This is a genomic window from Micromonospora sp. NBC_00821, assembly GCF_036347035.1.
GTDB classification, from domain to species: domain Bacteria; phylum Actinomycetota; class Actinomycetes; order Mycobacteriales; family Micromonosporaceae; genus Micromonospora; species Micromonospora hortensis.
In genome coordinates, this window is record NZ_CP108880.1 from 2998795 (window position 1) to 3022903 (window position 24109).

At 67.7% G+C, this 24109-nt stretch carries 14 protein-coding genes and 1 pseudogene; 5 read left to right on the forward strand and 10 right to left on the reverse strand.

Going from position 1 to position 24109, the window contains the following annotated elements:
* Positions 1–181 precede the first annotated feature (181 nt).
* The 3 genes and pseudogenes from OHB44_RS13645 to fxsT form a co-directional block, all read right to left on the reverse strand.
* Positions 182–340: pseudogene (locus OHB44_RS13645) on the reverse strand (IS701 family transposase); the annotation flags it as partial.
* Positions 341–489: 149 nt separating this feature from the next.
* A complete protein-coding gene (locus OHB44_RS13650) occupies positions 490–1182 on the reverse strand; it encodes a hypothetical protein (RefSeq protein WP_330440914.1) in 693 nt (230 codons plus the stop codon).
* Positions 1183–2106: 924 nt separating this feature from the next.
* Positions 2107–5439 (reverse strand): FxSxx-COOH system tetratricopeptide repeat protein, encoded by a 3333-nt coding sequence (gene fxsT, locus OHB44_RS13655; RefSeq protein ID WP_330440915.1) that lies wholly within the window; start codon positions 5437–5439, stop codon positions 2107–2109.
* Positions 5440–6236: 797 nt separating this feature from the next.
* Between fxsT and OHB44_RS13660 the strand changes: the two genes are divergently transcribed.
* Positions 6237–7754, forward strand: a complete 1518-nt coding sequence (locus OHB44_RS13660) for a hypothetical protein (RefSeq protein ID WP_238685088.1) — start codon at positions 6237–6239, stop codon at positions 7752–7754.
* Positions 7755–7951: 197 nt separating this feature from the next.
* On the opposite strand, the gene OHB44_RS33485 is transcribed toward OHB44_RS13660, so the two are convergent.
* The 3 genes from OHB44_RS33485 to OHB44_RS13670 all read right to left on the reverse strand — a co-directional run bounded on the left by OHB44_RS33485 (position 7952) and on the right by OHB44_RS13670 (position 11233).
* The gene (locus tag OHB44_RS33485; protein ID WP_353962153.1) at positions 7952–8125 is read right to left on the reverse strand and encodes a transposase; all 174 of its coding nucleotides are present in this window, start codon (positions 8123–8125) and stop codon (positions 7952–7954) included.
* A 51-nt stretch (positions 8126–8176) separates the two neighbouring features.
* Positions 8177–9865 (reverse strand): hypothetical protein, encoded by a 1689-nt coding sequence (locus OHB44_RS13665; protein ID WP_330440916.1) that lies wholly within the window; start codon positions 9863–9865, stop codon positions 8177–8179.
* Between the two features lie 741 nt (positions 9866–10606).
* On the reverse strand, positions 10607–11233 hold the full coding sequence (locus OHB44_RS13670; protein WP_330440917.1) for a TetR/AcrR family transcriptional regulator: 627 nt from the start codon (positions 11231–11233) through the stop codon (positions 10607–10609).
* Between the two features lie 39 nt (positions 11234–11272).
* On the opposite strand from OHB44_RS13670, the gene OHB44_RS13675 reads away from it, so the two are divergent.
* Complete coding sequence (locus tag OHB44_RS13675) at positions 11273–12100, forward strand: hypothetical protein (protein WP_330440918.1); 828 nt, start codon at positions 11273–11275, stop codon at positions 12098–12100.
* A 433-nt stretch (positions 12101–12533) separates the two neighbouring features.
* On the opposite strand, the gene OHB44_RS13680 is transcribed toward OHB44_RS13675, so the two are convergent.
* Positions 12534–18359: a caspase, EACC1-associated type gene (locus OHB44_RS13680; protein WP_330440919.1), complete on the reverse strand. Its 5826-nt coding sequence runs from the start codon at positions 18357–18359 to the stop codon at positions 12534–12536.
* Between the two features lie 90 nt (positions 18360–18449).
* On the opposite strand from OHB44_RS13680, the gene OHB44_RS13685 reads away from it, so the two are divergent.
* Both OHB44_RS13685 and OHB44_RS13690 read left to right on the forward strand, forming a co-directional pair.
* Positions 18450–18902 (forward strand): effector-associated constant component EACC1, encoded by a 453-nt coding sequence (locus tag OHB44_RS13685; protein ID WP_330440920.1) that lies wholly within the window; start codon positions 18450–18452, stop codon positions 18900–18902.
* Between the two features lie 308 nt (positions 18903–19210).
* Positions 19211–19750 carry a DinB family protein gene (locus tag OHB44_RS13690; RefSeq protein ID WP_330440921.1) on the forward strand — a complete coding sequence of 180 codons (540 nt, stop codon included), beginning with the start codon at positions 19211–19213 and terminating at the stop codon, positions 19748–19750.
* Positions 19751–19974: 224 nt separating this feature from the next.
* Here OHB44_RS13690 and zwf read toward each other — a convergent pair whose 3' ends face one another.
* The 3 genes from zwf to OHB44_RS13705 form a co-directional block, all read right to left on the reverse strand.
* Entirely contained in the window at positions 19975–21468 is a 1494-nt protein-coding gene (gene zwf / locus OHB44_RS13695) for a glucose-6-phosphate dehydrogenase (RefSeq protein WP_330440922.1), read from the reverse strand.
* Positions 21469–22161: 693 nt separating this feature from the next.
* The gene (locus OHB44_RS13700) at positions 22162–22296 is read right to left on the reverse strand and encodes a hypothetical protein (protein ID WP_258395732.1); all 135 of its coding nucleotides are present in this window, start codon (positions 22294–22296) and stop codon (positions 22162–22164) included.
* 443 nt (positions 22297–22739) lie between these two features.
* Positions 22740–23198, reverse strand: coding sequence for a hypothetical protein (locus OHB44_RS13705; protein WP_330440923.1), 459 nt, complete (start codon positions 23196–23198; stop codon positions 22740–22742).
* A gap of 467 nt (positions 23199–23665) precedes the next feature.
* On the opposite strand from OHB44_RS13705, the gene OHB44_RS13710 reads away from it, so the two are divergent.
* Positions 23666–24079: a hypothetical protein gene (locus OHB44_RS13710; protein WP_330440924.1), complete on the forward strand. Its 414-nt coding sequence runs from the start codon at positions 23666–23668 to the stop codon at positions 24077–24079.
* The last annotated feature ends 30 nt before the right edge of the window (positions 24080–24109 follow it).

Below are 24109 nucleotides of genomic sequence, written 5' to 3' on the forward strand. Positions count from 1 at the left end.
CGTGACCAGCCCCGTCACGATGAAAAGGGCTCATTGGACCAGCAGCCACCGAGTCGGCCGCCGAAGGTCGTAGACCTGACCACCGCCCGGGTCCAGCGACGCCCAATCCTCGGTGGCCTGATCAACCAGTATTCGCCGGCGGCGTAGCCGAAGCCCGATTTCCGAGCCCGACAGTCACCGACCGGTCGACGACGACCTTGCGCACATCGTCACGTACCGCGTCGGCGTCCCACTTCGCCCGGTAGAGCAGCCGCTGCATCGCGTCCGGACGACCATGCCCGGCCTGCTCGGCCAACTGCCAGCATGTCTTGACTTCGAGGTCGGAGAGGAGGCCGGCAATCTTCGCGCACCATGGTGCGCCTCGAAGACGGCGCCGTGTTGCTTACCTGAAAAATTCGGCGTCGGCAATCAGGATGGCTGGCGGTGCGGCGCAGGCTGGAGGGTGCGGACGCCCGTACCCTCGATTTGTCCGTATCAACAGCCAGGCGGTCAGCCGGCTGCCTTGAGCCAACGTCGCCAACTCGTGCGGGTGGTCCGTTGCTCGCGGTGTGTGGCCACCTGCAGAACAAACTGCGCTCGGATCCGGACCGAGGGGTCATCGGCCGAAGCCAGCATCTCCACCCCGTGGAAGAACAACGGGTCGTCGAGGTGGCGGACCAGGCAGGCGTACATCCAGTCCTTGCACCGATACGGGCGCCGCAACGCGGCAAGGATCAACTCAGCGATTTCCGGCTGGATGTTCTTCGGGCAACCGGCGCGATCGAAACGGCGAAGAACGGCCTCCTTGGTTCCCCAGCGGGACCACATCCACGACTCCGGCGCTCCCCACTCATCGGGATATTCCGCCTCCCACCGCAGGGACAGGGCGGCGATCGGTGCCCACAGCGCGCGGGTGGCATCGTCACCGTCCGCGGCGTCCCGGAAGGCGTGGAGGGGCCCGTAGATTGTCTGTTCCTGGTGCCACCGGAAATCGGCGCTCGCCTGGTCCAATGCCGCGCCCAGGCGGGTCTGGCTGGATCTCGACCGGTAATGAGCTGCCCACAGAGCATTCGAGCGGTGCAGCGCGCCGTTCGCCGCGGCGAGCAACGCCTGGTGGCGGGCAAGCGCAAGGTGGCGGATGACCGGATCGGTCGCCACCAGGTCGAACAGCCAGGAGTAGTCGCTGCGCGGCTCTGCAGACACCACAGCAGCCTGCCACTTCGCCCGGGCGTACGCCGACACCAGCCGGCCTGCGGCAGAAGACCTCCTGTTACACGCACGCGGCCCTGCCCTGACGAGTCACCGGTGTGTTGTGCGGAGCGTTCAGCGGAGGCTTCCTCCTGGTCATTCCGCCGACGAGCCACGTCGAGCAGACGGCCGTCGGTCCGGGCCTGACGCTCACCGACGGCACCCGGGTCGATGTCCGGGCATAGATCGGGTGACTGCTGAGCCTGCGACGGTGCCTCACGAGCCGCTCGTCCGCGCCGAGGCGGCCCGAATCCGGCCTCCGACAGCGGGGACATGGAAGCCGATGGTCAGCACAATTGCAGGTTTCAGTAGCAATTCTGATCATGTAGTTGGGGTTCATCTCGCCCCACCGACACGACCCCCATGCCTGCGGCCAGCGTGTAGCGAATGGGTAGGAGGCGCACTGCTCCCTTGGTGACGAGCGTTCTGCTGATGGAGGAGCGGGACGCGGTGGACTGGCGACGCCTCTGTCGGCCCCCCGTTTACCCCCGAAAACCCCCGCGCATGGTTGACAACCAGTGACAAGTGACGATCATTGCCTGATCACGTCTGCGCAGCTCAATGTCTACTTCTGATAGTCAATGACAAGGGCAGGATGGCTACGGATTGTAACAAGGGGTCGTCGGTTCGAATCCGGCCGTCCCGACGCAGGTCAGAGGGCTGATCCGGAGATCGGGTCGGCCCTTTCGCCGTCTGGGGGACCAAGATCAGTCAAGTTGGAGCGTGCCTAGCTCTGCTTGACCGGTAGTCAAGTCTCAAGTGTCAAGCCGGAATGGCTGCCGAATCGTTCGCTCTCTGGACCAAGGAGCCGTGCAACTGCGGCGCCGCCCGCGGCCTGCTCGCCGGGCGGCCTTCGGCCGTCTCCGGGCGGCCGCAGCGCTACATGCTGTCGTCCCGAAGGCGGTAAGCGGCGGCGAGGTTGTTCCGTGACGTGAGCGTGTTCGGGTGCTCGTCACCCAGCACTCGTTCGTAGGCGGCCAGCGTCGCCTCGTACAACGGGATCGCCTCACCCAGCCGGCCCGCTGCCTGATAGGCGTAGGCCAGGTTGTTCCGCGACATCAGCGTGTCCGGGTGCTCGTCACCTAGCACTCGCTCACGTACGGAGAGCGTCGCCTCGTACAACGGGATCGCCTCACCCAGCCGGCCTGCTGCCTGATAGGCGTAGGCCAGGTTGTTCCGCGACGTCAGCGTGTCCGGGTGCTCGTCACCCAGCACTCGTTCGTACGCGGCCAGCGTCGCCTCGTACAACGGAATCGCCCCATCCAGCCGGCCTGCTGCCTGATATGCGGCAGCCAGGTTGTTCCGCGACGTGAGCGTGTTCGGATGCTCGTCACCCAGCACTCGTTCGCACGCGGCCAGCGTCGCCTCGTACAACGGAATCGCCTCACCCAGCCGGCCCGCTGCCTGATAGGCGTAGGCCAGGTTGTTCCGCGACATCAGCGTGTCCGGATGCTCGTCACCCAGCACTCGCTCACGCACGGAAAGCGTCGCCTCGTACAACGGGATCGCCTCACCCAGCCGCCCCGCGGCCCTGTAGGCAGCAGCCAGGTTGTTCCGCGACAACAGCGTGTCCGGATGCTCGTCACCTAGCACTCGCTCACGTACGGAAAGCGTCGCCTCGTGCAACGGGATCGCCTCACCCAGCCGCCCCGCTGCCTGGTAGGCGGCAGCCAGGTTGTTCCGTGACGTGAGCGTGTCCGGGTGCTCGTCACCTAGCACTCGCTCACGTACGGAGAGCGTCGCCTCGTGCAACGGGATTGCCTCACCCAGCCGGCCCGCCGCGTTGTAGATGGTGGCGAGGTTGTTCCGCGACGTCAGCGTGTTCGGGTGCTCGTCACCCAGCACTCGTTCGTAGGCGGCCAGCGTCGCCTCGTACAACGGGATCGCCTCACCCAGCCGGCCTGCTGCCTGATAGGCGTAGGCCAGGTTGTTCCGCGACGTGAGCGTGTCCGGGTGCTCGTCACCTAGCACTCGCTCACGTACGGAAAGTGTCGCCTCGTACAACGGGATCGCCTCACCCAGCCGCCCCGCTGCCTGGGAGGCGTAGGCCAGGTTGTTCCGCGACGTGAGCGTGTCCGGGTGCTCGTCACCTAGCACTCGCTCACGTACGGAGAGCGTCGCCTCGTACAACGGGATCGCCTCACCCAGCCGGCCTGCTGCCTGATAGGCGTAGGCCAGGTTGTTCCGCGACGTCAGCGTGTTCGGATGCTCGTCACCCAGCACTCGTTCGTACGCGGCCAGCGTCGCCTCGTACAACGGAATCGCCTCACCCAGCCGGCCTGCTGCCTGATAGGCGGCAGCCAGGTTGTTCCGCGACATCAGCGTGTCCGGATGCTCGTCACCCAGCACTCGCTCACGCACGGAAAGCGTCGCCTCGTACAACGGGATCGCCTCACCCAACCGCCCCGCGGCCCTGTAGGCGGCAGCCAGGTTGTTCCGCGACATCAGCGTGTCCGGGTGCTCGTCACCCATTCTTGCGACGGCAGCGGCGACGACGTCTTCGCCTTGGTCGATAGCCGCCGGATACGAACCGTGAGCGGTGTAATGGTACGTCAAACCATTGTTGACACCGACCACACGGGCAATCAGGTCTTCGCTCATCTCGGCGATCACACCGAGCGCTACTCTCGCGTGCGGGGCGACCACCTGCCACCCGTTCCAGTCGGCAGGATCAGCCGGATTCAACCGTGCGCTCGCGGCCACGACCATTCCGGCCGCCGCCGCCATCAGCGACGATCGTTGCCCGTCGCGCGCGGCTCGCCATCGGCACACCTCGGCCACCAGCGGATGCACTATCAGTCCATCGCCAGAACCATCCACCCCGGCTGGTGCCCCGTCGACAAGGCCCACCGCCCGCAGGCCCGCCAACCCGGCCGCCATCTCCGCGCGGCCCTCATCCCCATCGGGTAGCAGCCCCGCCTCCGACAACACCGAGGGGTTCAGCATCGGCATCGGCACCACCGAGCCCGGTCCCAGGAACGACAACACGCGCAACAGGGTGCGCGCCCGTACGCGGCCTTGCCGCTCCAAGGCGTCCAACGAGATCTCCCACGTCGACATGATCAGCCGACGCGGATCCTGTTCCCCCCACCCAGGCGCGCCCTCATCCACCACGCTCAGCGAGCGATCCGTCAACAGATGCAGGTAGCCGTCCAGCCCTACCACTGCCATGCCCGAACCCAGATACGACCCCGCCAGGTGCACTGCCAACGGCAGCCGGCCTAACCGATCCGCCACCGCCGTCGCCGCCTCAATCAGCTCGGGCTCGTCCGCACGGCCCATCCGGTCCAGCAGCATCAACGCCGCCGCCTGCTGATCCAACTCACCCAGCAAGAACCACCCTGCCCGATGCCCCCACACCGCCCGATCAGTCACTCGGGTGGTCACCACAACGACCCCGGCACCGGCAGACCTCAACCAACCGCTACCACCCGCCACACTCGTACCGCCCGGGGCCAACACTTCAGGCGCATCGGCATTGTCAATGACCAACAACCAGTGGCCGGACAGTCGATTGAGCTGCCCCCATACCACCCCCGCTAACGCCAAATCCGAATCGGCGCTGGTCACCTCCTCTGCCGACGCCCCCGCCTCCCGCGCCACGGCCGACATGCCGGCCACCAATGTCGCCCTGTCCACCGCCGACACCCACCACACCCGCCAGCCGGACGCCTGAGCCTCCCGCGCCGCCGCCAACGCCACAGTGGTCTTCCCGCAACCACCCATCCCCACCAAGACCCGAACCTGCGGCGAATAGGCGCCAGGCGGTGCCACGAGGTCACTGACTACACCGTCGCGTCCCCGGACGACGACCGGCAGTTCCCCTAGCGGTGCACCTATCACACCGGTACCGCTGGGTGGCCCACCGTCCCCTGAGGCCGGCGAGGCATCGACAATGGACGTGACCAGGGCTGAAGCGCCAGTGGTACGAGCTTCCCGCTCGCGCGGCACCGACACCACCATGATGCTCAACATCGCGAGTACCACCGTCAGGACCAACACCGAAGGGAACGGGTAGTCCTGGATCATGTGCAGGCCCCACGGCCACCGCCGCTCGTCACTGCTCGCCGCGTTGACCGCCAACGCCACCGCCGTGGTCACAACCGCCATCAGAATGAACAACAGGGCCACAAACCACCGCGACCACGGCTGGCCCCGAAAGCTCACCGTCACTCCCCGACACGACCGGATCACCAAAAGCTGACCGCTCATTGAACCGCATCTCTGAGCAATGACCCATCCGCCAGCAGACCTAGCGAAACCCGCCCAACGGCCGACCACCACAAGCCAGACGTTGCCGCGCCGCGTCGCGGCTTGTTGCCGACAACCAGGGTGCATGCGCGGAGAGCCGGTCACACGGCTTACCGCCCCAGCCCCGAGAAGCCGGGGGCGGTAAGCCGCTTAGCATTCAGGGGCCAGGCGGGGACCACACGGCATGCGCGATGACAGCCGGCAGCCACACGGCCTGATCTTCGGGATAGCGCACGTGACGTGCGGGAACGCTTACCAAGACGTCCTGGGGGTCAAGGGGTCGTCGGTTCGAATCCGGCCGTCCCGACAGACAAGGCCCTGACCAGCGGAACGCTGGTCAGGTCTTTAAGTTTGTCTATGAGGTTTTGAACCGCCCCGAAAACTCCCCATTTACCGGGGTCGGCAACCAGGTTCGTCATCCCTGCGCATCGTTTGGCTTCGCGGGTGCGGCCCTGACCCAACCAGGCCGCGGCTTCCGCCCCAGCCGACGGCTCGGACCGCATCTTGCGTCGAGCCGTAGGTGTTCAGCATCGTCATCGGCGGTGGGGCAAATCGGTCGTGTCGCCCTGCCAATACAGTCCGCGCGCACCGTGAGCGAACCGTGCTGCGGGATGCAGATGGCAGGCGACGATTGACCACGGTCCTGGCGTGCGCCATGATCTCCCTCAACTTGATACTGATGCCTGTCGCTCGCCCATCCAATGCTGGTGCGGGGCGGCGGTCGCGCGTCGGCGTCTCACGGGGGAGATCGTTGCCGAATGACCATGTCCAGATTCAGGCCTGCCACCACGTCGGAATTCCGGGCGCAGGCGGCCGAGGGCGACACACCGAATGATCGGCCGCTGACCGTTGGTCGTCGCCGCCTGCTCACCGGTGGGTCCCTCGTCGCCGCGTCGCTGGTGGGCCAGAGCCTCGTCGGCAGCGCCGCACGGGGTGCGACGGGCACCGAGCTGTCAGTCGGGAAGGTGGAGATCACTCCACCGGCGGGCACGTACCTGGCCGGTTACGGCGTCGACGTGCCCCGCAAGGCGACCGGGGCCGCTGCGCCGTTGTTCGCGCGGTGCACGATCCTTTGGCACGCGGGGGTGCCCCACGTCATCGTCACCGTCGACGTCCTCGGTTTCGCGCGTGGCCTGCACCGGTCGATCCGCAGCCAGGTGGTCGCTCTTGGGCTGGCGTCGGAGAACTTCGCGCTGACGGCCACGCACACGCACAACGGCCCGGTGCTCCCCGACAAACTCGACCCGTTCATCTCGTACGCGATGGACTCGGCCCAGCAGGCACAGGTGCGTGCCTACGGCGACCAGTTGGCCGCGCGGATCGTGCAACTGGTCCGAGACACGCTCGACGGTCCGCGGACGCCGTGCACGCTCGACTACCAGGTCGTCGACCAGCACTTCTCGTACAACCGGGAAAGTCTGCCGTACGTCGAGTCGGACGTGCCTGTCCTCACGGCTCGTACGCCGGGTGGTGAGCCGCTGGCCGTGCTGTTCAGCTACGGGTGCCACCCGGTGGTGGCGGGGTCGCAGACCATGTTCGACCCGGACTACCCGGGGGACGCGGTCACCCGGATCGAGAAGGCGACCGGCGCCTTCGCCCAGTTCCTTCTCGGGCCGGCCGGTGACCAGAACCCTGCCGGTGCGCGGGGTTGGGCCCAGCGGAGCCTGCGGGGCGCCGAACTCGCTCAGGCCGTCACGACGGCGTTGCTGCGGCCAGGTCGGCCGGTCGCCGGCCCGACGACGACCCATTACCGGGAGGTGAGCCTGCCGCTGGATGTGACGCTGACCGCGGGCAATCTTCGGAACGTGTCCGCGGCCTACACCGTGCGGTCGAACAATGTCTCCCTGCCGGGTTACTACCGGCGGCACGCGCGGCAGATGATCGCGCAGATCGACGCCGGCACGTTCGCGACGTCGATCCCGGTGCCCGTCCAGTCCTGGAGGTTCACCGGCAGCCCGGACCTCCGGCTTCTGCTGGCCGGCGGCGAGATCGTTTCCGGATACGCCGTCTACTTCCGGGCGCGATACGGCACGTCGAGCCGGCTGCTGTTCGCCGGCTACGCAAACGAGGTAGGCGCGTACCTCCCCAGTGATGAACTGTTGCGGAGAACGTCGACGTACGCCGGCGGGATCGACAGCGACTTCCCGGGCATCGCCGGCGGCTCGATGACGGTCTACGGCTGGTTGGGGCACCTCAAAGGAAAACCGACAGCAACATCCCCCGACGGCATGGAGCAGATCCTCATCAGCGCGATCGACGCGGCACTGTCGGCGTAGCAGACCTTCGGTCGGGCAAGCGCCCGGATGTGCGAGCCGTCGATCACCGCCCTCGACATGTCCAGCTGATCGGTGGCCCGCAGCTTGCCGAGCAGGATCTCGTGCAGTCGTTGCCATGCTCCGGCGTCGTTCCAGTCCCGCAACCCCCGCCAGCAGGTCTTCCCAAAGCCGAACCCCGACTCCTGAGGCAGGAACCTTCACGGAATCGCGGTGTGAAGCATGGACAGGATTCCGCACAACACTCTGCGGTCGTCGAGGCGCTTACGCCCGGGGAACCGGTGCCGGCGTGGTGGTCGGGGTGGCAACAGTGGTTCGATCTCGGCCCAGAGTTCGTCCGAGACGATCCACGGCGGCTGCTCACCCCTCCTCACGTTCAGACAGAACGATCCTCGTGTCCCGAGGACACGCCCAACAGCGTTTCGTTAGGGGTTCTTGGTGTTGGTGTCGATGGTGAAAACCACGTCTGGCCCGACGTCATGGCGGGTGATGCCGGGTACGTCGGGGACGTCAAGCAGTGGTTCGTACGGGGTACCGTAGACCCGGTCGCGCAGCAGGACGACGCTGCGGATGCCGAGCTGGTGCAACCGATCCAAGGCCGGCTTGCTGGGGAAGGTCGCCATAACGTCGCGGATCGCCTGACGGTTGGGTGTGGTGTAGCTGGCCGCACCGTTGACCATGGTGGGAAAACCGTCGGTCGACCAAAGGAGGACGTGGAGATCGATTCCGTCGTTGGACGGCAATACCATGATGGGAGCGTGCGCGGAGGCTAGCGCCATCGCGGCCGGTTTGGCTGGGGTTTGGGGGTGGTCCAGGTCAGGTAGGCCCTCAGCTAGCACGAGGACCAGCAACGGAACGGTCAGTAGCCGTGGCGCTCTCACCGACCATTCCGGCGTGGCGTCCCTGCGAGCCACCTCGGCCAGGTGGCTGACCAGGCCGGCCGCGAGGATGGCCAGGCAGAGAGTGGGCCACAAGATCAAGCGGCCTGGTGTACGGGATCCATCGAACCCGGGCACGTAAAGATAGAGCAGGCGGTAGATCGGCCCGTTCGTGCCCAGCGCGAACAACACTCCGACGACCGCCCCCAACAGCAGCAGAAGCCGTTGCACCGGTGACCAGCGGGATAGGAACAGGCCGGCGAAGGCCAGTAGATACAGCGCGTACCCGCATAGCAGCACTTTCTCAGTCGGTACGTTACCGAGAGCGGTGCGGGCGTCGTTGTGCAGGGTGCCCCAGGGCAGCGAGGACTGCGGCGCCACGAGAAGTCCGCGCAGTGTCGGGGAGAAATGCGCAACGTAGTCCCAGTCCCGGGTGACCTGTGGGTTGAGCTCGCGCACGTGTTGGTACGCGTACGCGAAGTATCCGGTCACCGCGGTGAAGATCAGCCCGCCGATCAGATCACTGACGATCAGCCGGAGGCTAAGGCGTGGGCGGTGGATCAGCCAGGCTGTCAGTGTGATCAGGCAGAGGGCGGCGAGGACGTATACGAATCCCAGCCCCACGCCGAAGCCTAGGCTGACCTGCCAGGCCGCGACCAGCCAGCCAGCGAACGCCCACCCCGGCCGGACTCGTTCGGCAAGGTAGCCGCGGGTGAACGAGAGTCCGTGGCCGCGCGCCAGCATCGCCAGGGCCAGAGTGATACCACCGGTGGAGAGAATGTTCAGATGTCCGTCGTGGCCGTAGCGCCAGGGCGCGTAGGCGAGGGCGGCCCCGGCTACCGCGGCGGCGACCTTATTCGCGCCAAGTTGGCGCAGGAGCGCGTAGCCGCCGAGGAAGGCGAGCGCGAATGCCAGCACGAACAGGATGTTGTAGCGCAGCACGGCGCCGACTACACCATTGCCTATCAGCCCTGCCGGGGCATAGCCGAGCAGGCTGTCGTTCAGGGCTAGGCCGTACGTGTCGGGATAGAAAGCGTTGGTATCCCACAGGCCACGCAGACGGTGGGTGAGCGCGTGGCCACCCCATCCCACCAGCCATGCTTGGGCCGTCGGGTCACCCACGTCACCGACGATGGTGTGGGCCGGGTCGGCGATCGGCACAGTCCTGGCGCCGGCAGTCAGCATGCGAATCGCGTACGGCGGAATCAGCCAGATCATCGCGACAGCGAGGAGCACCGAACCGAGGCTCGCGATACTCAGTTCCCGCCGATGGGCCCTACGTGTCAGCCAGTCCCTCGTGCCTCGACCGGCGCGCGCGAGTCGGCCATTTTTTCCTAGCTCGCTGAGAGTGACGGCTGATGTGGGGCCTCCTGCCGGTGGTTCTCCCTGCGTCATCACATTGACCCTCACTGTTGAACGGCCGCAGTAAATCATGAGCAGGGCGGCGTATAGAGTCAAGACATCGATCAATACCGTTCCGGTAGCCGGGACTGCTTGCGATCGCGGCGGTGGTTTCGGGATCGAGCCGCGTCGTGCTGACGGAACATCACCCTCCCCTTCGGACCGGCCTCGCTATCTGGATGTTGGGCGCGCAACACCCTGCCGCGCGCCCCGCTGATCGCGACCTTCGTCCATGCCTGCGGCCTGGACCATGACACTGCGGACCGGTATCCCTGGACTCGGGCAATGCAACAGCCGCGACCTGGGCCACGGGCATCGTCACGACCGTGGTCGTGAACGTGCCGATCAACCTGTCCACACTGCGCTGGGGCAAGGATTTCCCTCCGGAGCGCCGGCAAGAGCGCCGTAACCGCTGGGAGTGGTTTGCGACCGGCTTGCCGACGGTCAGTCGCGGCCAGTACCCGCCTGGCTTCGGATGCGGTGCCCGTGGGACGAGGTGGCGTGGCCTTCGTGGTCGTCGTCTACCTCGTAATCTTCCGTACCAGGACGGCCTGTCATAAGGCGCCTCCTGACACGTCAGCTCAGGAGTTCGCGGGCCAGGACCTCGGTCCACCAGCGTTCGACTTGATCGGGTTGCCAGCCGCGTTCGTCGGTCAGTGTGGTGTAGACGTCGATGTTGCAGATCGCCGCGTAGATGTCGACGGCCGACGGGATGTCCAATCCTTGCCGGAGAACGCCGCCCGGCCACGACGAGAACACCTGGATCCTGGTCTCGTCCCCCCGCTGACGGCCGTCGCGGTAGGCCGTCGCCAGCTCGGGCTCGGTGCGGCCCGCCTCGCGCACGAGCGCGATGATGTCACCGGCGCGCTCGTAGAGGCGCCGGTCGTAGCCGGCCATCGCCGCGAGTTGCCGCACCGGATCGTTCTCGGCCCCATCCAGTTCGGCGAGCGACTGCGATGGATCCGCGGCGATGTCTGCCGCGTCGGCCAGGGCCTGGATCAGCCCGGTCTTGTTCCCGTACACCGCGTAGACGGTCGGCACCGAGACCCCGGCCTCCCGCGCCACGTCACGTACCGTGGTCGCCGCCCAGCCGCGGGAGAGGAACAGTCGACGAGCGGCGCTGGAGATCTCACCCCTGGTCTCTGCCGCTTGCGCCGCCCGGCGCAGTGATTCGTACCTGCGCCTGCCTGTCTCGGCGGTCATGACTTGCCCCTTTCGGTTTTCGTGCCTTATATTGAATACATGTCGCGTAAACTTGGCGTCGGAAGCACCTGGACGTTCTCGCGGATCGCCGGACTCGCCGGACTCGGCTTCGCCATCCTCATCGTCTCCATCAACGCCTTCCTGGTGCCAGCCGGCCTGCCCCACACCGGTGCGGAGACCAACGACGTTGTCCAGTTCTTCACCACCCAACAGGACACCGTCGGCCTCGCGTCAGCACTCGCACCGATCGCCTGGGTGCTGGCCACCCTCTTCGGCGCCGGCGCGGTCTCCGTGCTGTGGCGAACCGACCGCGAGCAAGGCACAGCCTGGTCCCTGGTCGGATTCGCCGGGGTGATCCTGCAGAACATAACCTTCACCGGCGTGATGGCCGCGCGGCTCGCGCTCGCGTCAACGACCGCGCAGGACAGCAGCACGATCGCCGGACTCTGGGCACTGCACAACGCGCTGTTCATCTTCAACGGCACCTTCTTGGCACTGGCCATGACCGGCCTGTCCATCAGCGGCCGACGCGCCGGCCTGATCCGCCGCTGGCACGGCGGGATCGGCCTGCTGGCCGCCGCGCTCCAGTTCGGCTCGGCCGTGCTGAGCCCCCTGGTCATCGACGACCCCGGTCCGGTCGGTCTCCTCGGCCTTGTCGGCTGGCTGATCTGGGTCGTGTGGATCGTCGCCTACAGCATCACCCTGATCCGCCTGACATCCGCTCCCACCCAGGCGATACCGAATGACCGACGCACCGGTCCCGTTGAGTCATTTCGATCAGACCATCGGCAGGCCGATCTGCCCAATGGCCAGCGTCGCCATCCAGCACAGCAGCGCGTCGAACCGCCGGAGAGCGCGCAGGCATAGACATCCGCTCATCGGCGTGAGCGCGCACCGCGTCGCCTCGCGGAGGCGCCTCCGGCGGAGAGGGCTCGTGACAAAGACGGGTTCCGAACGCCTGGCGCCGGACCGAGGTGGGCTGATCGTCAGCTGAGCGGGATGGCGCCGATTAGGCGTATCCCACGTCGGGCGTCGGTCCGTGGCGGCCCACCGAGACGAACCCCTTGCCCGGGGTAGGCGAGTCGCGACGGGCGGGCGCACGCTGTTTTCTGGTGACGGCACGACCCCGATGGCGGGGGAGCGGGGCGCGGTGGGACCCAGCAACAGGGCTCTACGTCCTTGGGTTACACCTGAGGGCTGGGGACCACATGGGGACCAGTGGGCGGTGGCGCGGACTCGAATGATCGTTTGAGCTAAAAGTCGCCCCGTCGCCACCCGCCTGCAGCGCGACCGACGCCGGTCACGGGAAATCGTCGGGGCTGGTACCGGGCAGCGTGGCCAGCAGCTGCCCGGCCAACCAGCGGACGGTGTCATCGTCTTCCTGATGGGCGAGGCGTACGAGCACGGTGCGGGTCCGGGGGTCCGCACCGTTGTGGCGCGCCATCGCGAGCAGCGCAGTCCGGCGGATCTCCCAGTCGTCGTGGTCCACCAGCCGAATCAGCAGCTCGCGACCCTCCAGCCAGTCGGTCAGCATGGTCGCCAGCTGCTCCACGGTCCGGCGTCGGACATCGAGGTCCGGGTCGTCGCGGATCAGCCCCACGAGCAGCATGCGCACCGCGGGATCGGTCCCGAAGTGTTCGCCGAGCGCGGCGGCGGTGCGGGCGCGGACGGCCGGGTCGTCGTCGGCCAGGCGGCGCATCAGCCGCGTCCTGACCGCCGCGGCCATTGGCGCCAGGTCCGGCTGGGTCAGACGGTGCAGCGCCGCGTCGATCACGGCCGGCTCCGTGTCGGTCTCGATGCACTCCAATAGCACGTCGGTCACCGCGTCAGGGCTCCCGTCCGTGCAGAGGGCCTGCACTGCGGCCAGCCGACTGCCTGCGTAGCTGTCCCTGCGGGCCCGCCGGCACAGCGTCGCCACCAGGCCGTCGGTGTCGCCGTGGCCGGCGAGGGCCTGTGCGGCCGCGCGCAGCACGTTGGGGTCGGGGTCCCGGCGGACCTGCTCGGCGAGGCATTCCCGCACCTCAGGGTCCGGTGGGTCGGCGAGACGGGCCAGGCTACGGGTGACCCGCAGCCGGACGATCGGGTCCCGCTCCTGGGAGGCTCGGCTGATGAGCAGATCTCGGGTCGCGTGACCGAACAGCGGTCGCCCGGTGAGCAGGTCGACCGCAGCGAGCCGGACGCTCGCGGTCGGATCGCTGCGGGCGCTCTCCAGCAGCAGTTCCCCGGTGCGGTGGTCGGGGTAGGCCTTGGCCAGCGCGCGCACCGCGGCGAGGCGTACCGTCGCGTCCTCGTCGACGTGAGCCGTGCGGGCCACCACGGTCCACCCGGTGTCGTCGGCGCGGTCCCGGTCGATCAGAGCCGCGACCGCGGCGGCCCGCACGGAGGACTCCCCGTCCTGCTCGATCTGGTCGATCAATCGGGCCCGGCAGCGCCCCTGCGAGTCGGGTACGAGCGCCAACCGCCGCACGGCCACCGCGCGGACCCGCGCGGACGTGTCCGACCAGGCCAGCTTCAGCAACAGCTCGGTGTTCTCCGGGCCGGGTCGCTCCGGCAGCAGCTCGGTCAGAATGCAGCATCGGACCTCGTCCGGGGAATGGCCGTTGACCCGCAGCAACGCCGTGGCTCCTGCGGTCTCGGCGTATTGCGGCAGAACCAACAGACCCTTCAGCACGCACTGCACCACACCGGGGTCGGTGTCGGTGGCCAGCAGCCGCTGCATCATCTCGGGTACGCCCGGCAGGTCGGGCCGCGCGGCGAGTATCTCCGCAGCGGCCCGCCGTACCGTTGCGTCCCGGTCCTCGGTGGCACGCGCCAGTAGCAACTGGCGGATGTCCTCGGACGATTCGACCCCGCCGAGGGACTGGACGGCGATCGCGCGTACCGCCGGGTCAGGTGAATCGGCGAGGCCGCGGAGCATGTCGATGAGGTCGGGGTCGGCGCTGAAGTGGGCGACCAATGCCCGTACCGCGGCTTGCCGTACCGCCGTGGAGGCCTCTGCCCGTGCCTGGACGAGCAGTTGGTCCCGACAGTACCGGCGGCCGCGGCTCGTGGTGTCCAGCTGGCCAGCCGCCTCGGCCAGCCCGGCGACCAGTGTGACGCCAGCCTGTCGATCGGGGCTCTGCCCGAGTTCCCTGACCAGCAGCTCCTCCATTTGCTCCTTGGTGGTGGACAGCACCGCGGCGATCCGCGTGGCGAAGGGAGAGCCGGATCGCCAACTGGTCCGGACCCCGCGGCGGCGGTACCAGTGCAGGAAGATCTCCCGGCCGGGCCAACTCGGGCCGAGCGCCCGGATCGGGGACAGCAGCTCCTGCTCAGTGAGGTCCACCAGGTTCGGGTCGTCGGCGGAGATGCCATGCTCGATGAGACGCACGACCTGGCGCAGCACGGCGGTGCCCGCGCCGGCCAGTTCGGCGGGCTGCGGCGCCTCGGCCACGCACTGCGCAGCCAGCACCAGGTTCCACGGCGGCCCGGTCAGGTTCAGCGGCGGCCACGGTTGAGTGGCCTCGGTGGCGAGCAGGGTGACCAGCTTGTTGACGGTCTGGGCGGGCAGGGCACTGGCGACCAGTCGAAGCACCTCCCGCCACGACGGATCGGCCCAGTGTTCGCGGAACAGCGAACGCAGACGATCGAGGTCCCAGGTGGTCGGGTCCTGCTCGCATCTGTCCACGATCTCCTCGGCACAGAAGAACTCCAGGAACGCGCGGTGCACGAACCCGAACAGTCGCAGTCCGTATCGTTCCAGGATGAAGCTCCGCTGCCGCAATTTGTCGATCATCGAGTAGGCCATGGCGAGCGCCCGCTCATTCTCGAAACCGTAGAACGCGACGAGGTGGTCCCGGGAGATGCGCGCGAGTTCGTCGGATTCAATGTAGTTTCCGGCGGGGCCGGACTCGCGGAACTGCATCCAATACGCCAGGTGACGCAGCAGTCGACGCTTCGCCTGCAGGTCCAGCGACGGCACGTCGCCGTGGCTCTCGCGCAGTTGCTTGGTCACATCCCACTCGGAGATCAGTACGTCGGTGACGTGCGCGTAGAGCCGGCGTCGGTTGCGGGGCAGCGGGTGACCCCGGCCGACGATCGCCATGAGCATCAGCAGCAGGGGGTTGCCGGCGATCTCGCGCATCGCTCGAGAACTGCCCACCACGTCGAGGATCTGCCGCCGCTGCCGCTCTGCCTCGACAGCCGGCGTGGGCATCACATGGCGGTACCAGTTGCCGAGGAACCTCGCGATCTGCTCGTCGTCGAGATCCTCCAGGGTGAAATGGTCGAAGCCCGCGTTGGCAAAGGTGTGCCGCTGGTAGCCGACCGCCCGTGAGGTGACCACTGCCAGCACCCCCGGGTACTCGTTGGCGAACGTGGCGATCTGCGCGGCCACCTCTTCCCGCTGCGCCGGGTCGAACACCTCGTCCAAGCCGTCGAACAGGAACAACGCCTGGCCGCCCTGGCGCAGGTACGCCTCCAGCACGTCCTGGTCGAAACCGGCGAGCCCTTGCTGGTGGCGGTGGCCGACGTAGTCGAGCAAGCCGTCGCACCGGCCGTCCCCGTGATGGGTGGCGTAGGAGCGCAGCTCGATCAGGACGGGTAAATACCGGTCCAGCGCGCTCAGTCGAGGCTCGACGCAGACGCCGGCCAACGTCAGCGTCAGGTACCGCGCGGCCGCGGACTTGCCGGAACCGGCGTCGCCCAGCAGCACGATCGTGCGCCTGCCCGGGTCGGACACCACGTCGAACAGCGACAGCTCGTCCTTGGCCGCGTATTCGTCCCAGAGCCGCTCCACATCTTCCGGGTCCACCACGCCGGGCAGCCCACCAGCATCGCCGTCGGATGTGGAGCTGGCCCAGCGCCACCAGGCGAGGGGCATCTCCGGCCGGGCATCCTCGTGCACCCGTGGTTCCACGAACACCTCGGGCAGCCCGACGGTGAGGTAGCCGCTGGTGGGCCGCGGTGAGACGGCGTCCAAGTGCATCGCCCGGTACCTCATCGCCAACTGCTGGTAGTACTGGCTGCGTAGGGCCTGCGGCAGGTGGGTGTCCGGGTCGGCGGACTCGCGGCCCGGAGGTCGATGCCTGCGTACGTCGGCCAGTGCGACGGTCACCTTGGCGGCGAGGTCGTCCACGTTGGAAAAGAAGGCGCAGAGATGGCGCTCCTGGAGCTCGCGGCGCAACGCGATGATCCGCTGCCAGTCGGCATCCCGGTCGATCATGTCGACCGGCCAGGGCGTGTCCTCCGCGAGCAGGAAGATCAGGCAGGGCTTGCCGGCGGCGATTGCCTCCCGATACTCGAGTTCGGTGATGGAGGATTCCTGGCCTGGCGGGCGGTACCCGTACCGCCAGGCGAACAGCCCTACGTAGACGTCGCTGCGTCGTACGTCGGCGAGGCAGCGTTCCAGGGGTGACTGGACTTGGGTGCCGTACGCCTCCATGGCCACATCGTCGATCGCCAAACGCCGAGCCGCTGTGTGCACGGCGGCCCGATGGTCCAGTAGGTCCTTCTGGGTAGCCGAAATGTAGACCTTGATCGACGACGCACCCCTGCCGTGCAGGTCGGCCAGCGCGCCCGTCAGCCTGACCGCGGAGTCGTCCGGAAACACGGTCGAGCCGAGCGGGGCAGACGGAAAGATCTTGACCGTGACCGCCTCCCCGGAACGAGCCACGATCGGCCCGGCGGCGCCCTGCTGGCGGCAATCCGCGACCGCCCGGGGAATTCCGGCCCCTTCGCTCTCTACCAACTTGTTCCAGCTCAGCACATGCGCTAGCCAGAAGTTGCGCTGCCGCGACTCGCTGCGCAGCTCGCTGAGCGGGCATTGCTCGTCGTCGGCCAACTCGGCTCCCGCCCAGGTGCCTGGGCTGGTCACCTCGATCCGGTCGGAAAAGACCCGGACGTGTACGCACATCTCGCGCTGCTGGTAGTCGCGGTGGGCGAGCGCGTTTGCGATGATCTCGCGGACGGCAATCATCGGGTAGCGGTAGACCGGCTCGGTGACGGCCGCGCCCGTAGTTGGCACCTCGCCGAGTCGAGCGAGTTCAGCGACGAAGTCACGGGCCTGCTTGATCTGCTCGGGAATCGTCCCTCCCAAGGTGCGCTTGTCCATCGGCGCGTCCTTGCCGGGGCCGTGGTAATGGGTGCACTGGACAGTGGCGGTGGGTACCACCGCGGTCGGATCCTCGCCGAACAGCAGCGCACCGGCCCGGGTCAGCCGGCCCTCGCGCATCAGAAGGGCGGCCCGCATGAAGTCGGCGGCCGACCCGCGACGCGGCACGGAGCGGCCCACATCCTTGCGCATGGCCGCACGGAACCGACTTACCCGCCGCGGGCTGAGGACGGTGGCGGTAGTCGTACCATCCAGGAACGGGTGATCCGAGTCCTCGGGGGGCGTCGAAAGTCGCTCGGCTTCACTGCGCCCGTCGGGCAGGTCGGCGGCGACTGACACGGGCCGCCGGGCGATCGGCACGTTGCCGAACCCGTCGAAGCGGTGCCGAGGCTCCGACGAGCCTCGCACGGCGGCTTGCAGGTACTCATACAGATCAGCGAGATCCACCATGCCGTCGCCGTCCTTGTCGTCGGCGCCGTGCAGCAGTCCGTCGACCAGTGCGTTGGTGAACGGGCTCGGCAGGTCCTCACCATCGGCGTCAGCAGCCGTCTCTGATGCGGCGGTGGCGGTGAGCACGAACCGGCCCTTGCCGGCTAGCAGCCGCTCGACGGCGACCGGACCCTTGAACGCACCGCTGTGGCAGCAGTCCAAGACGATCACCTTCGCTCGGGCCAATGAATCGCCGATGATGTCGTTGAGCGTGTCGTTGGAGACAGCGGTACCGGGCAGCAGGCTGGACGTTGTGTCCCGGGCACAGAGATAGAGTTTCTGGTTTCGGCTGCGGCCGTGCCCGCTGAAGTAGAAGAGCAGCACGTCGTCCGGCTCGGCGTCGCTGAAGAACCGGTTGGCCGCCTCAGCGATCTCGGCGCGTGAGGCATCAAAGAGGATCGATACGTGCTCTGAGGCGAACACGCCCATCTCGTCGTCGGTCAACGCGGCGCTGAGCAAACGTCCGTCGATGCGGGGGCCGTGCAGGGCATGCAGCTTCGGGTCGGCCTCGTACAGGGAGTTGCACACGAGAAGTGCCCGATACATCGGCGGCTCCTGGCCCACGTTCCTGCGGTGAGTGCCTTACCCTACGGCTAGCTACCGACCGACCACAGTAGCAAGTCCGGAGGTCTCTTTATGCCATCCGCTCGAATCGTGCTGCTTCCCGGCCTGTCCACACTCACACCCGATGACGAGCCGCTGCAAGCGGCGAGCGCCGAATTGGTAATGGATCTGCGCGAGGTGGACGGCCTGCGGGCGACCGAGGAGGGCACCCCGGTGGTCGGCCGCAAGGGTCAGTGGACGGAGCTGGTGATCGCGCTCGGTGGGCCGAGCGTGGTGGCGGGAGCGGTGACCGCGATGCGACTGTGGCTCAGCCGGGACCGGCGCCGGTCGCTTACGCTCACCGCGTCGCGGGCCGGCGAGGATCCGCTGCGGATCGAGATCAGCGGTGACAACGTCGCGGAGAGGACGGTACACGAGGCGGTCCAACGGCTGCTCTTCGCGACGGGCGCTGCCCTCGGCGACTCGCCGGACGAGAGCCCGAACGCCGGCCCTGACCCGTCGGTGCCCCCAGCGATCACACAGTGACGGATGTCCCGTGACGGGACACCCGCGCCAGCAGTGCCCCCGCGAGAGCTTCCTGTACGGGAGGTCTCGCAGTCTCAGGTCTAGCGACGTCGTACTTCGGTTGATGCGGTACACGTTGACTCCGCTTGGGATCCGCGGTCCCCGAGCCGCTGGCGACCGACTTCGAACCTCTGGACGAAGACGCGGATGCGTCAACATTCGCTTCTAGCCGACGAGCGAGCGGCGATCGAATTCCTCCTGGCGGCCGTCGACATTGGGGCACCGCAAATCGCTTGACTGGTGCAGTCCGCCCGCTATTGGGTGGCGCCGTGAGCAAATTGTGGACCGCACCGGAGGACGACCCCAGAACCTTCGGTCAACCCGTCGGCGAAAAGGCGACCTACCGGGAGTACCTCGGCAACTACCGTCTGACCATAGAGATGAAGTGCGACGGACTGGACGCCGAGCAACTCGGCCGACGCCCGATACCGCCCAGCACCCTGAGCTTGCTCGGCCTGGTGCGCCATTTGGCTCAGGTGGAGAACCACTGGTTCCAGCGTGTGCTGCAAGGGCGGACCGACGCACCGCTCCTCTACCAGCACGAGGACGACCCGGGTGGGGACTTCGGGGGCGCGGTCCCCGACCCAGCAATGGTGAAGGACGCCTTCGCAACCTGGAAGGCCGAGATCGCCAAGGCCGACGAATGGCTCGACGCCCTCGAGGAGGCCGACCTGGGCCGCGAGGTGCCGGTCGACGGTGGCAGCCACGGCACACGCGACGTGCTTGTCCACGTGCTCGAGGAGTATGCGCGGCACGCCGGCCACGCCGACCTCCTGCGCGAGTGCATCGACGGGCGAACCGGCCTGTGACCCTGTCGTAGCTGAAGGCGTTGCCGCAGCCGCCGCCGGGGACACCGAGGCTGCCTCGCGCGGCGCGGTAGAAGCCGTCGCGAGCCTCATCGGCCGGCCGAACCAGTTCCGTAGCGTCAGCGGGCGGACGTCGGTGACCGGTCCACTGAGAGGACCGCGCTGCGAGTCGATGGTGAGACCAAGCGATCGGGCTCAGCAGCGCGGTCACACTCGTTGTGGCAGGGTCACGCGGAGTTGCGCCACTTGCGGCCGTGCCGGCCGATGAGCCGGTCGGCGTCGGTCGGGCCCCAGGAGGCGGCCTCGTAGGTGGGGATCGGCGAGTTGTCCTTCTCCCAGTTGTCGATGATCGGGTCGACGATCCGCCAGCACTGCTGCACCTCGTCGCTGCGGATGAATAGCGACGCGTCACCGATCAGCGCGTCCAGGAGCAGACGCTCGTACGCCTCCGGGGACTCCTCGACGAACGTCTGGTCGTAGGAGAACTCCATCGTGGCGGTGCGGACCCGGAAGGAGTGGCCCGGCACTTTGGCGCCGAAGCGCAGCGAGATGCCCTCGTTCGGCTGGATCCGCAGGATCAGCGCGTCAGCGTCGAGGCCGGTGAGCTGGTCGGTCGGGATCGGCAGGTGCGGCGGCCGCTGGAACTGCAGCGCCACCTCGGTGAGCCGGGCCGGCAGGCGCTTGCCGGTGCGGACGTAGAACGGCACTCCGGCCCACCGCCAGTTGTCCACGTTGAGCCGCATCGCGGCGTAGGTCTCGGTCCGCGACAGGGGGTCGACGCCGGGCTCCTCGCGGTAGCCGGCCATCAGCTCCTCGCGGGTGCCGCCCCGGGTGTACTGGCCCCGGACCGCGGCCTCGGCGATGTCCCGGTCGGTGGGGAGCCGGATCGCCTGCAGCAGCTTCACCTTCTCGTTGCGCAGGCCCTCAGCCTCGAATGAGGCCGGTGGCTCCATCAGTGCCAGCGCGAGGACCTGGAGCACGTGGTTCTGCACGATGTCCCGCATCGCGCCGGCGTCCTCGTAGAAGCCGCCGCGGCTGCCGACGCCGAGGGTCTCGGCGACGGTGATCTGCACGTGGTCGACCCAGGAGCGATCCCAGATGGGCTGGAAGATCGAGTTCGCGAAGCGCAGCGCCAGCACGTTCTGGACGGTGTCCTTGCCCAGATAGTGATCAATGCGAAAGACCTGGTGCTCGTCGAACGCGCTGTGCACGACGCCGTCGAGCTCGCGGGCCGTGACCAGGTCGCGCCCGTACGGCTTCTCGATGACCAGGCGGGAGAAGGAGCCTTCGCGTGGCTGGTTGAGCCCGACAGCGGCCAGTCCGTTGATCACCGGCTCGAAGGCCCCGGCCGGGGTGGACAGGTAGAAGAGGCGGTTGCCGGACGTGCCCCGTTGTGCGTCCAACTCGTCGAGGGTCTCCACGAGCCGCTTGTAGGTCTCCGGGTCGTCGTAGCCGCCGGCCACGTACCGCACGCCGCCCAGGAGCTGCCGCTTGCTGGCGAGGGTGCGTTCGCCGAGGGCGCTCTCGGCGAACTGCTCGTCGGTCATCGACGTACGGGCGACGCCGACCACCGCGAACTGGTCCGGGAGCCGCTCATGCCGAGCCAGGCTCTCGATGGCGGGCAGCAGCTTACGCCGGGTCAGGTCACCGGAGGCGCCGAAGATCACCAGCGTGGCCGGCGGGGCACTCCGCTCCTGGATGAGCTGAGATGCGTGGTCCATGGTCTGCGTTCCTCCGGGCACAAGGGGTGTGGGATCGGGGGCGGTGCTGTCCTGCCAGGGATAGCGCGGGCTGTGGCGGTAGTGTCCGGGGCCACGCGGCGTGCCCCGTTGGTCACGGAGCTTGAGCGTCCCATGCTCGGCTGATGGGTAGGCGATCCGGTGCGGTCTGTCGGCGTACGTGATGGTGGTACGAATGATCGTGGCCAGATAGCCCGCGGAGGTCAACGGTCTCGCCGACGGCGGCGCCGCGGACCGCCAGCGGGCGGTTGCGGCGTTGCGCTGGTCTGGTGGTGGTGGCCCATCCTGATGCCGGTCTCATTGAAGGGCTGTTCGTATCCGCCTGTGACCGGAATATGACCGGCAGAGTGCTCGCCCCGCAGCACCAGGCCGCAGCGGATTCTTGAGGTGCCCAACGCGAGCGGGAGCGGCGTCGGTGGGCGGTGGGGGACCTCATGCTCGCTGCGTCAGCCAGCTCCACCGCAGCGGTTTTGCCTGCGGCTCTCATCTCGGAATGGGGCGTAGCTCATCATCCGCGGTCTGCTGGTCCTCGCTCGGCGTCCCAGCGCCCGCCGGATCCTCTGGGACTCTGCGACTGGCCCGCGGTTCTACGGCAGCAGCGGCAGGTGGGGACGTGACGATTGTCAGTCCCCACCGTCATCGCCGTACTCGGAGAATGGAGCGATTCTGCCGGCGTCAGCGCCCGGTGGACACGATGTTTGAGGATTGCCCGTTCTGCTCGTCGCGCTTCAGGCGCTTCGCAGTCTGCTTCTCCTTGATCGTCTTGCCCTTCTTCTTGACGTTCGCCTTGCTCGTCGAGTCCTTGGACATGATCGAACCTCCTGGAGCAGGTCGGTGAACGTGCAGCGTGGTACTCGCCTGATCGCGGCGGCAGGTGACAGGAGACCCGCGGCGGGCGCGAAGTCCTTCTCTGCACGCCGACCCTACGCTGTTCCAGCTCTTGCCGACGTTGGGAAGCGCATCGACGATCGTGGGGCGATAGTTCGTGCCGCCTCACCGCTGCGGTAGGCGGGTCGCGATAGCGCGGCCGGCGCGGCGTCCTCGCCCACAGGGGCGTATTCCCCGGCTGCCTCCGCCGGGGCGCTCAGGCTGCGGGGATGGGTGGCCATCCCGTCGACCCTCGACCAGGCAGCAGCAGAGCAGACCTGCCTGCGGTGACAAGCGCATTCGTCCGGTAGGGGCGCTCCAGCCTGTCACCGCAGGGCAGGCCCGCTCCACGGTGTGTGGGTCAGCGGTGGACGGGCGGCACGGCCTCAGCCTGCGGCCGCAGCGGTGATGTAGGTGTGGAACGCCGCTACTTGTTCATCAGTGACAACTGGTTCGAAGTCCAGGTGCTCGCTCGGAACGATGCTGGTACCGGTACCGGTGACTGTTACGAACCAGGCGCCTTCGTGGCCGAACCAGCGCGCCTGCGCCAGGACACCGATGTCGGCGCTCTCGGAGGGGTCATCCGAATCCTCCACGAAGACGATGCGAACCCACTGCCCGTCCTGGCCGTAGGGCGGCTGGGGGACGTGCAGGGTGAGGTTGTCCGCGCCGAGGCTTTCACCGAATAGGCGAGCTGCACCGGCCTGGGCCAGTGCCCAGAGATCTGCTGTCTTACCCGTGCGGCCTACCTCCACCTCGCCGTCCGGACCCTCGACCAGTACGGCGTATGAGCGGTCAGGCTCGTGCCGCACCCGTGCTCGCACCTGCATCCTGGAGTCGCTCATCAGTCAATGATGCGGCAGTCCCCCCAACGGCAGCGCGCCGCCGTGCAGCTTCTTTGCAGCCATGCCGGTCGACGCTTGCCGGCGGAGGGCGCTATCGGCCGGCGACCGAGCCGCCCAGGAGCACCCGGCCGTAGTTGGTGCCGGTGGACGCTCTCGGTCACGATCGTGCCGGCGTGTCCGCAGTGGTCTTACCGTGGTGCCGGTGGACATCCACCCCCTCGCCTCGGGGGTATGCCTTGCGCGCGTCTGCGATCGTTGGCGGCGGATGTGCGGCAGAGGTTGAGTGACGATCGTGGCGGGTCTTGCGGGTCCGCGGCAGGTTTGGATGGTCGATGGTTGTCCTTGCCCAGCAGCTTCCAGCGCTAGTCGGCGTGATCGTGGGAGCCCTCGCCTCTTACCTTGTCAGCAGCGCGGGGGAGCGAGCACGATGGCGGCGCAGCCAGCGGGTCCGTTGGGACGAGAGCCGCATGCGGGTGTATGCCGAATATGGCGGCTCCGTCAAGCGGTGGGCCTACCTGTCGTGTCGCATCGCGGCAGCGCGAGGGTTCGACCACTCCGCGGCCCACCTGACCCCGGAAGAGGGGCTCCCGCTCTTGGCCGCGGCGGAGGACGATCGTGGAGCGCGGTGGGAATCGATGCTGCTATTGGGCAGCCCGGAGGTTGTTGCTGCTGCACGTGATTGGCATCAAGCTGTCCACCGTCTCGATTGGTACGCACGTGGTCGGTTGACGGATGCCGAGCAGTGGCTGCCGGCGATTCGGGAGATGGAGAAGTACCGCGACAAGTACTACGAATGCGCCCGGAACGATCTTGGTGTAGGTGGCGGAACGCTACCGCCGCCGGCATGGCCTCCTGCATGGGTTCCCAAGACCGGGACATGATCCAGCATCCCTAGGCTGGATTGCCGGGAA

Excerpts from the sequence above, each read along its gene's own strand:
- fxsT (WP_330440915.1), bottom strand. The coding sequence starts at position 5,439 with ATGAGCGGTCAGCTTTTGGTGATCCGGTCGTGTCGGGGAGTGACGGTG.
- OHB44_RS13660 (WP_238685088.1), top strand. The coding sequence starts at position 6,237 with ATGACCATGTCCAGATTCAGGCCTGCCACCACGTCGGAATTCCGGGCG.
- OHB44_RS13670 (WP_330440917.1), bottom strand. The coding sequence starts at position 11,233 with ATGACCGCCGAGACAGGCAGGCGCAGGTACGAATCACTGCGCCGGGCG.
- OHB44_RS13675 (WP_330440918.1), top strand. The coding sequence starts at position 11,273 with ATGTCGCGTAAACTTGGCGTCGGAAGCACCTGGACGTTCTCGCGGATC.
- OHB44_RS13680 (WP_330440919.1), bottom strand. The coding sequence starts at position 18,359 with ATGTATCGGGCACTTCTCGTGTGCAACTCCCTGTACGAGGCCGACCCG.
- OHB44_RS13685 (WP_330440920.1), top strand. The coding sequence starts at position 18,450 with ATGCCATCCGCTCGAATCGTGCTGCTTCCCGGCCTGTCCACACTCACA.
- zwf (WP_330440922.1), bottom strand. The coding sequence starts at position 21,468 with ATGGACCACGCATCTCAGCTCATCCAGGAGCGGAGTGCCCCGCCGGCC.
- OHB44_RS13700 (WP_258395732.1), bottom strand. The coding sequence starts at position 22,296 with ATGTCCAAGGACTCGACGAGCAAGGCGAACGTCAAGAAGAAGGGCAAG.
- OHB44_RS13705 (WP_330440923.1), bottom strand. The coding sequence starts at position 23,198 with ATGAGCGACTCCAGGATGCAGGTGCGAGCACGGGTGCGGCACGAGCCT.
- OHB44_RS13710 (WP_330440924.1), top strand. The coding sequence starts at position 23,666 with ATGCGGGTGTATGCCGAATATGGCGGCTCCGTCAAGCGGTGGGCCTAC.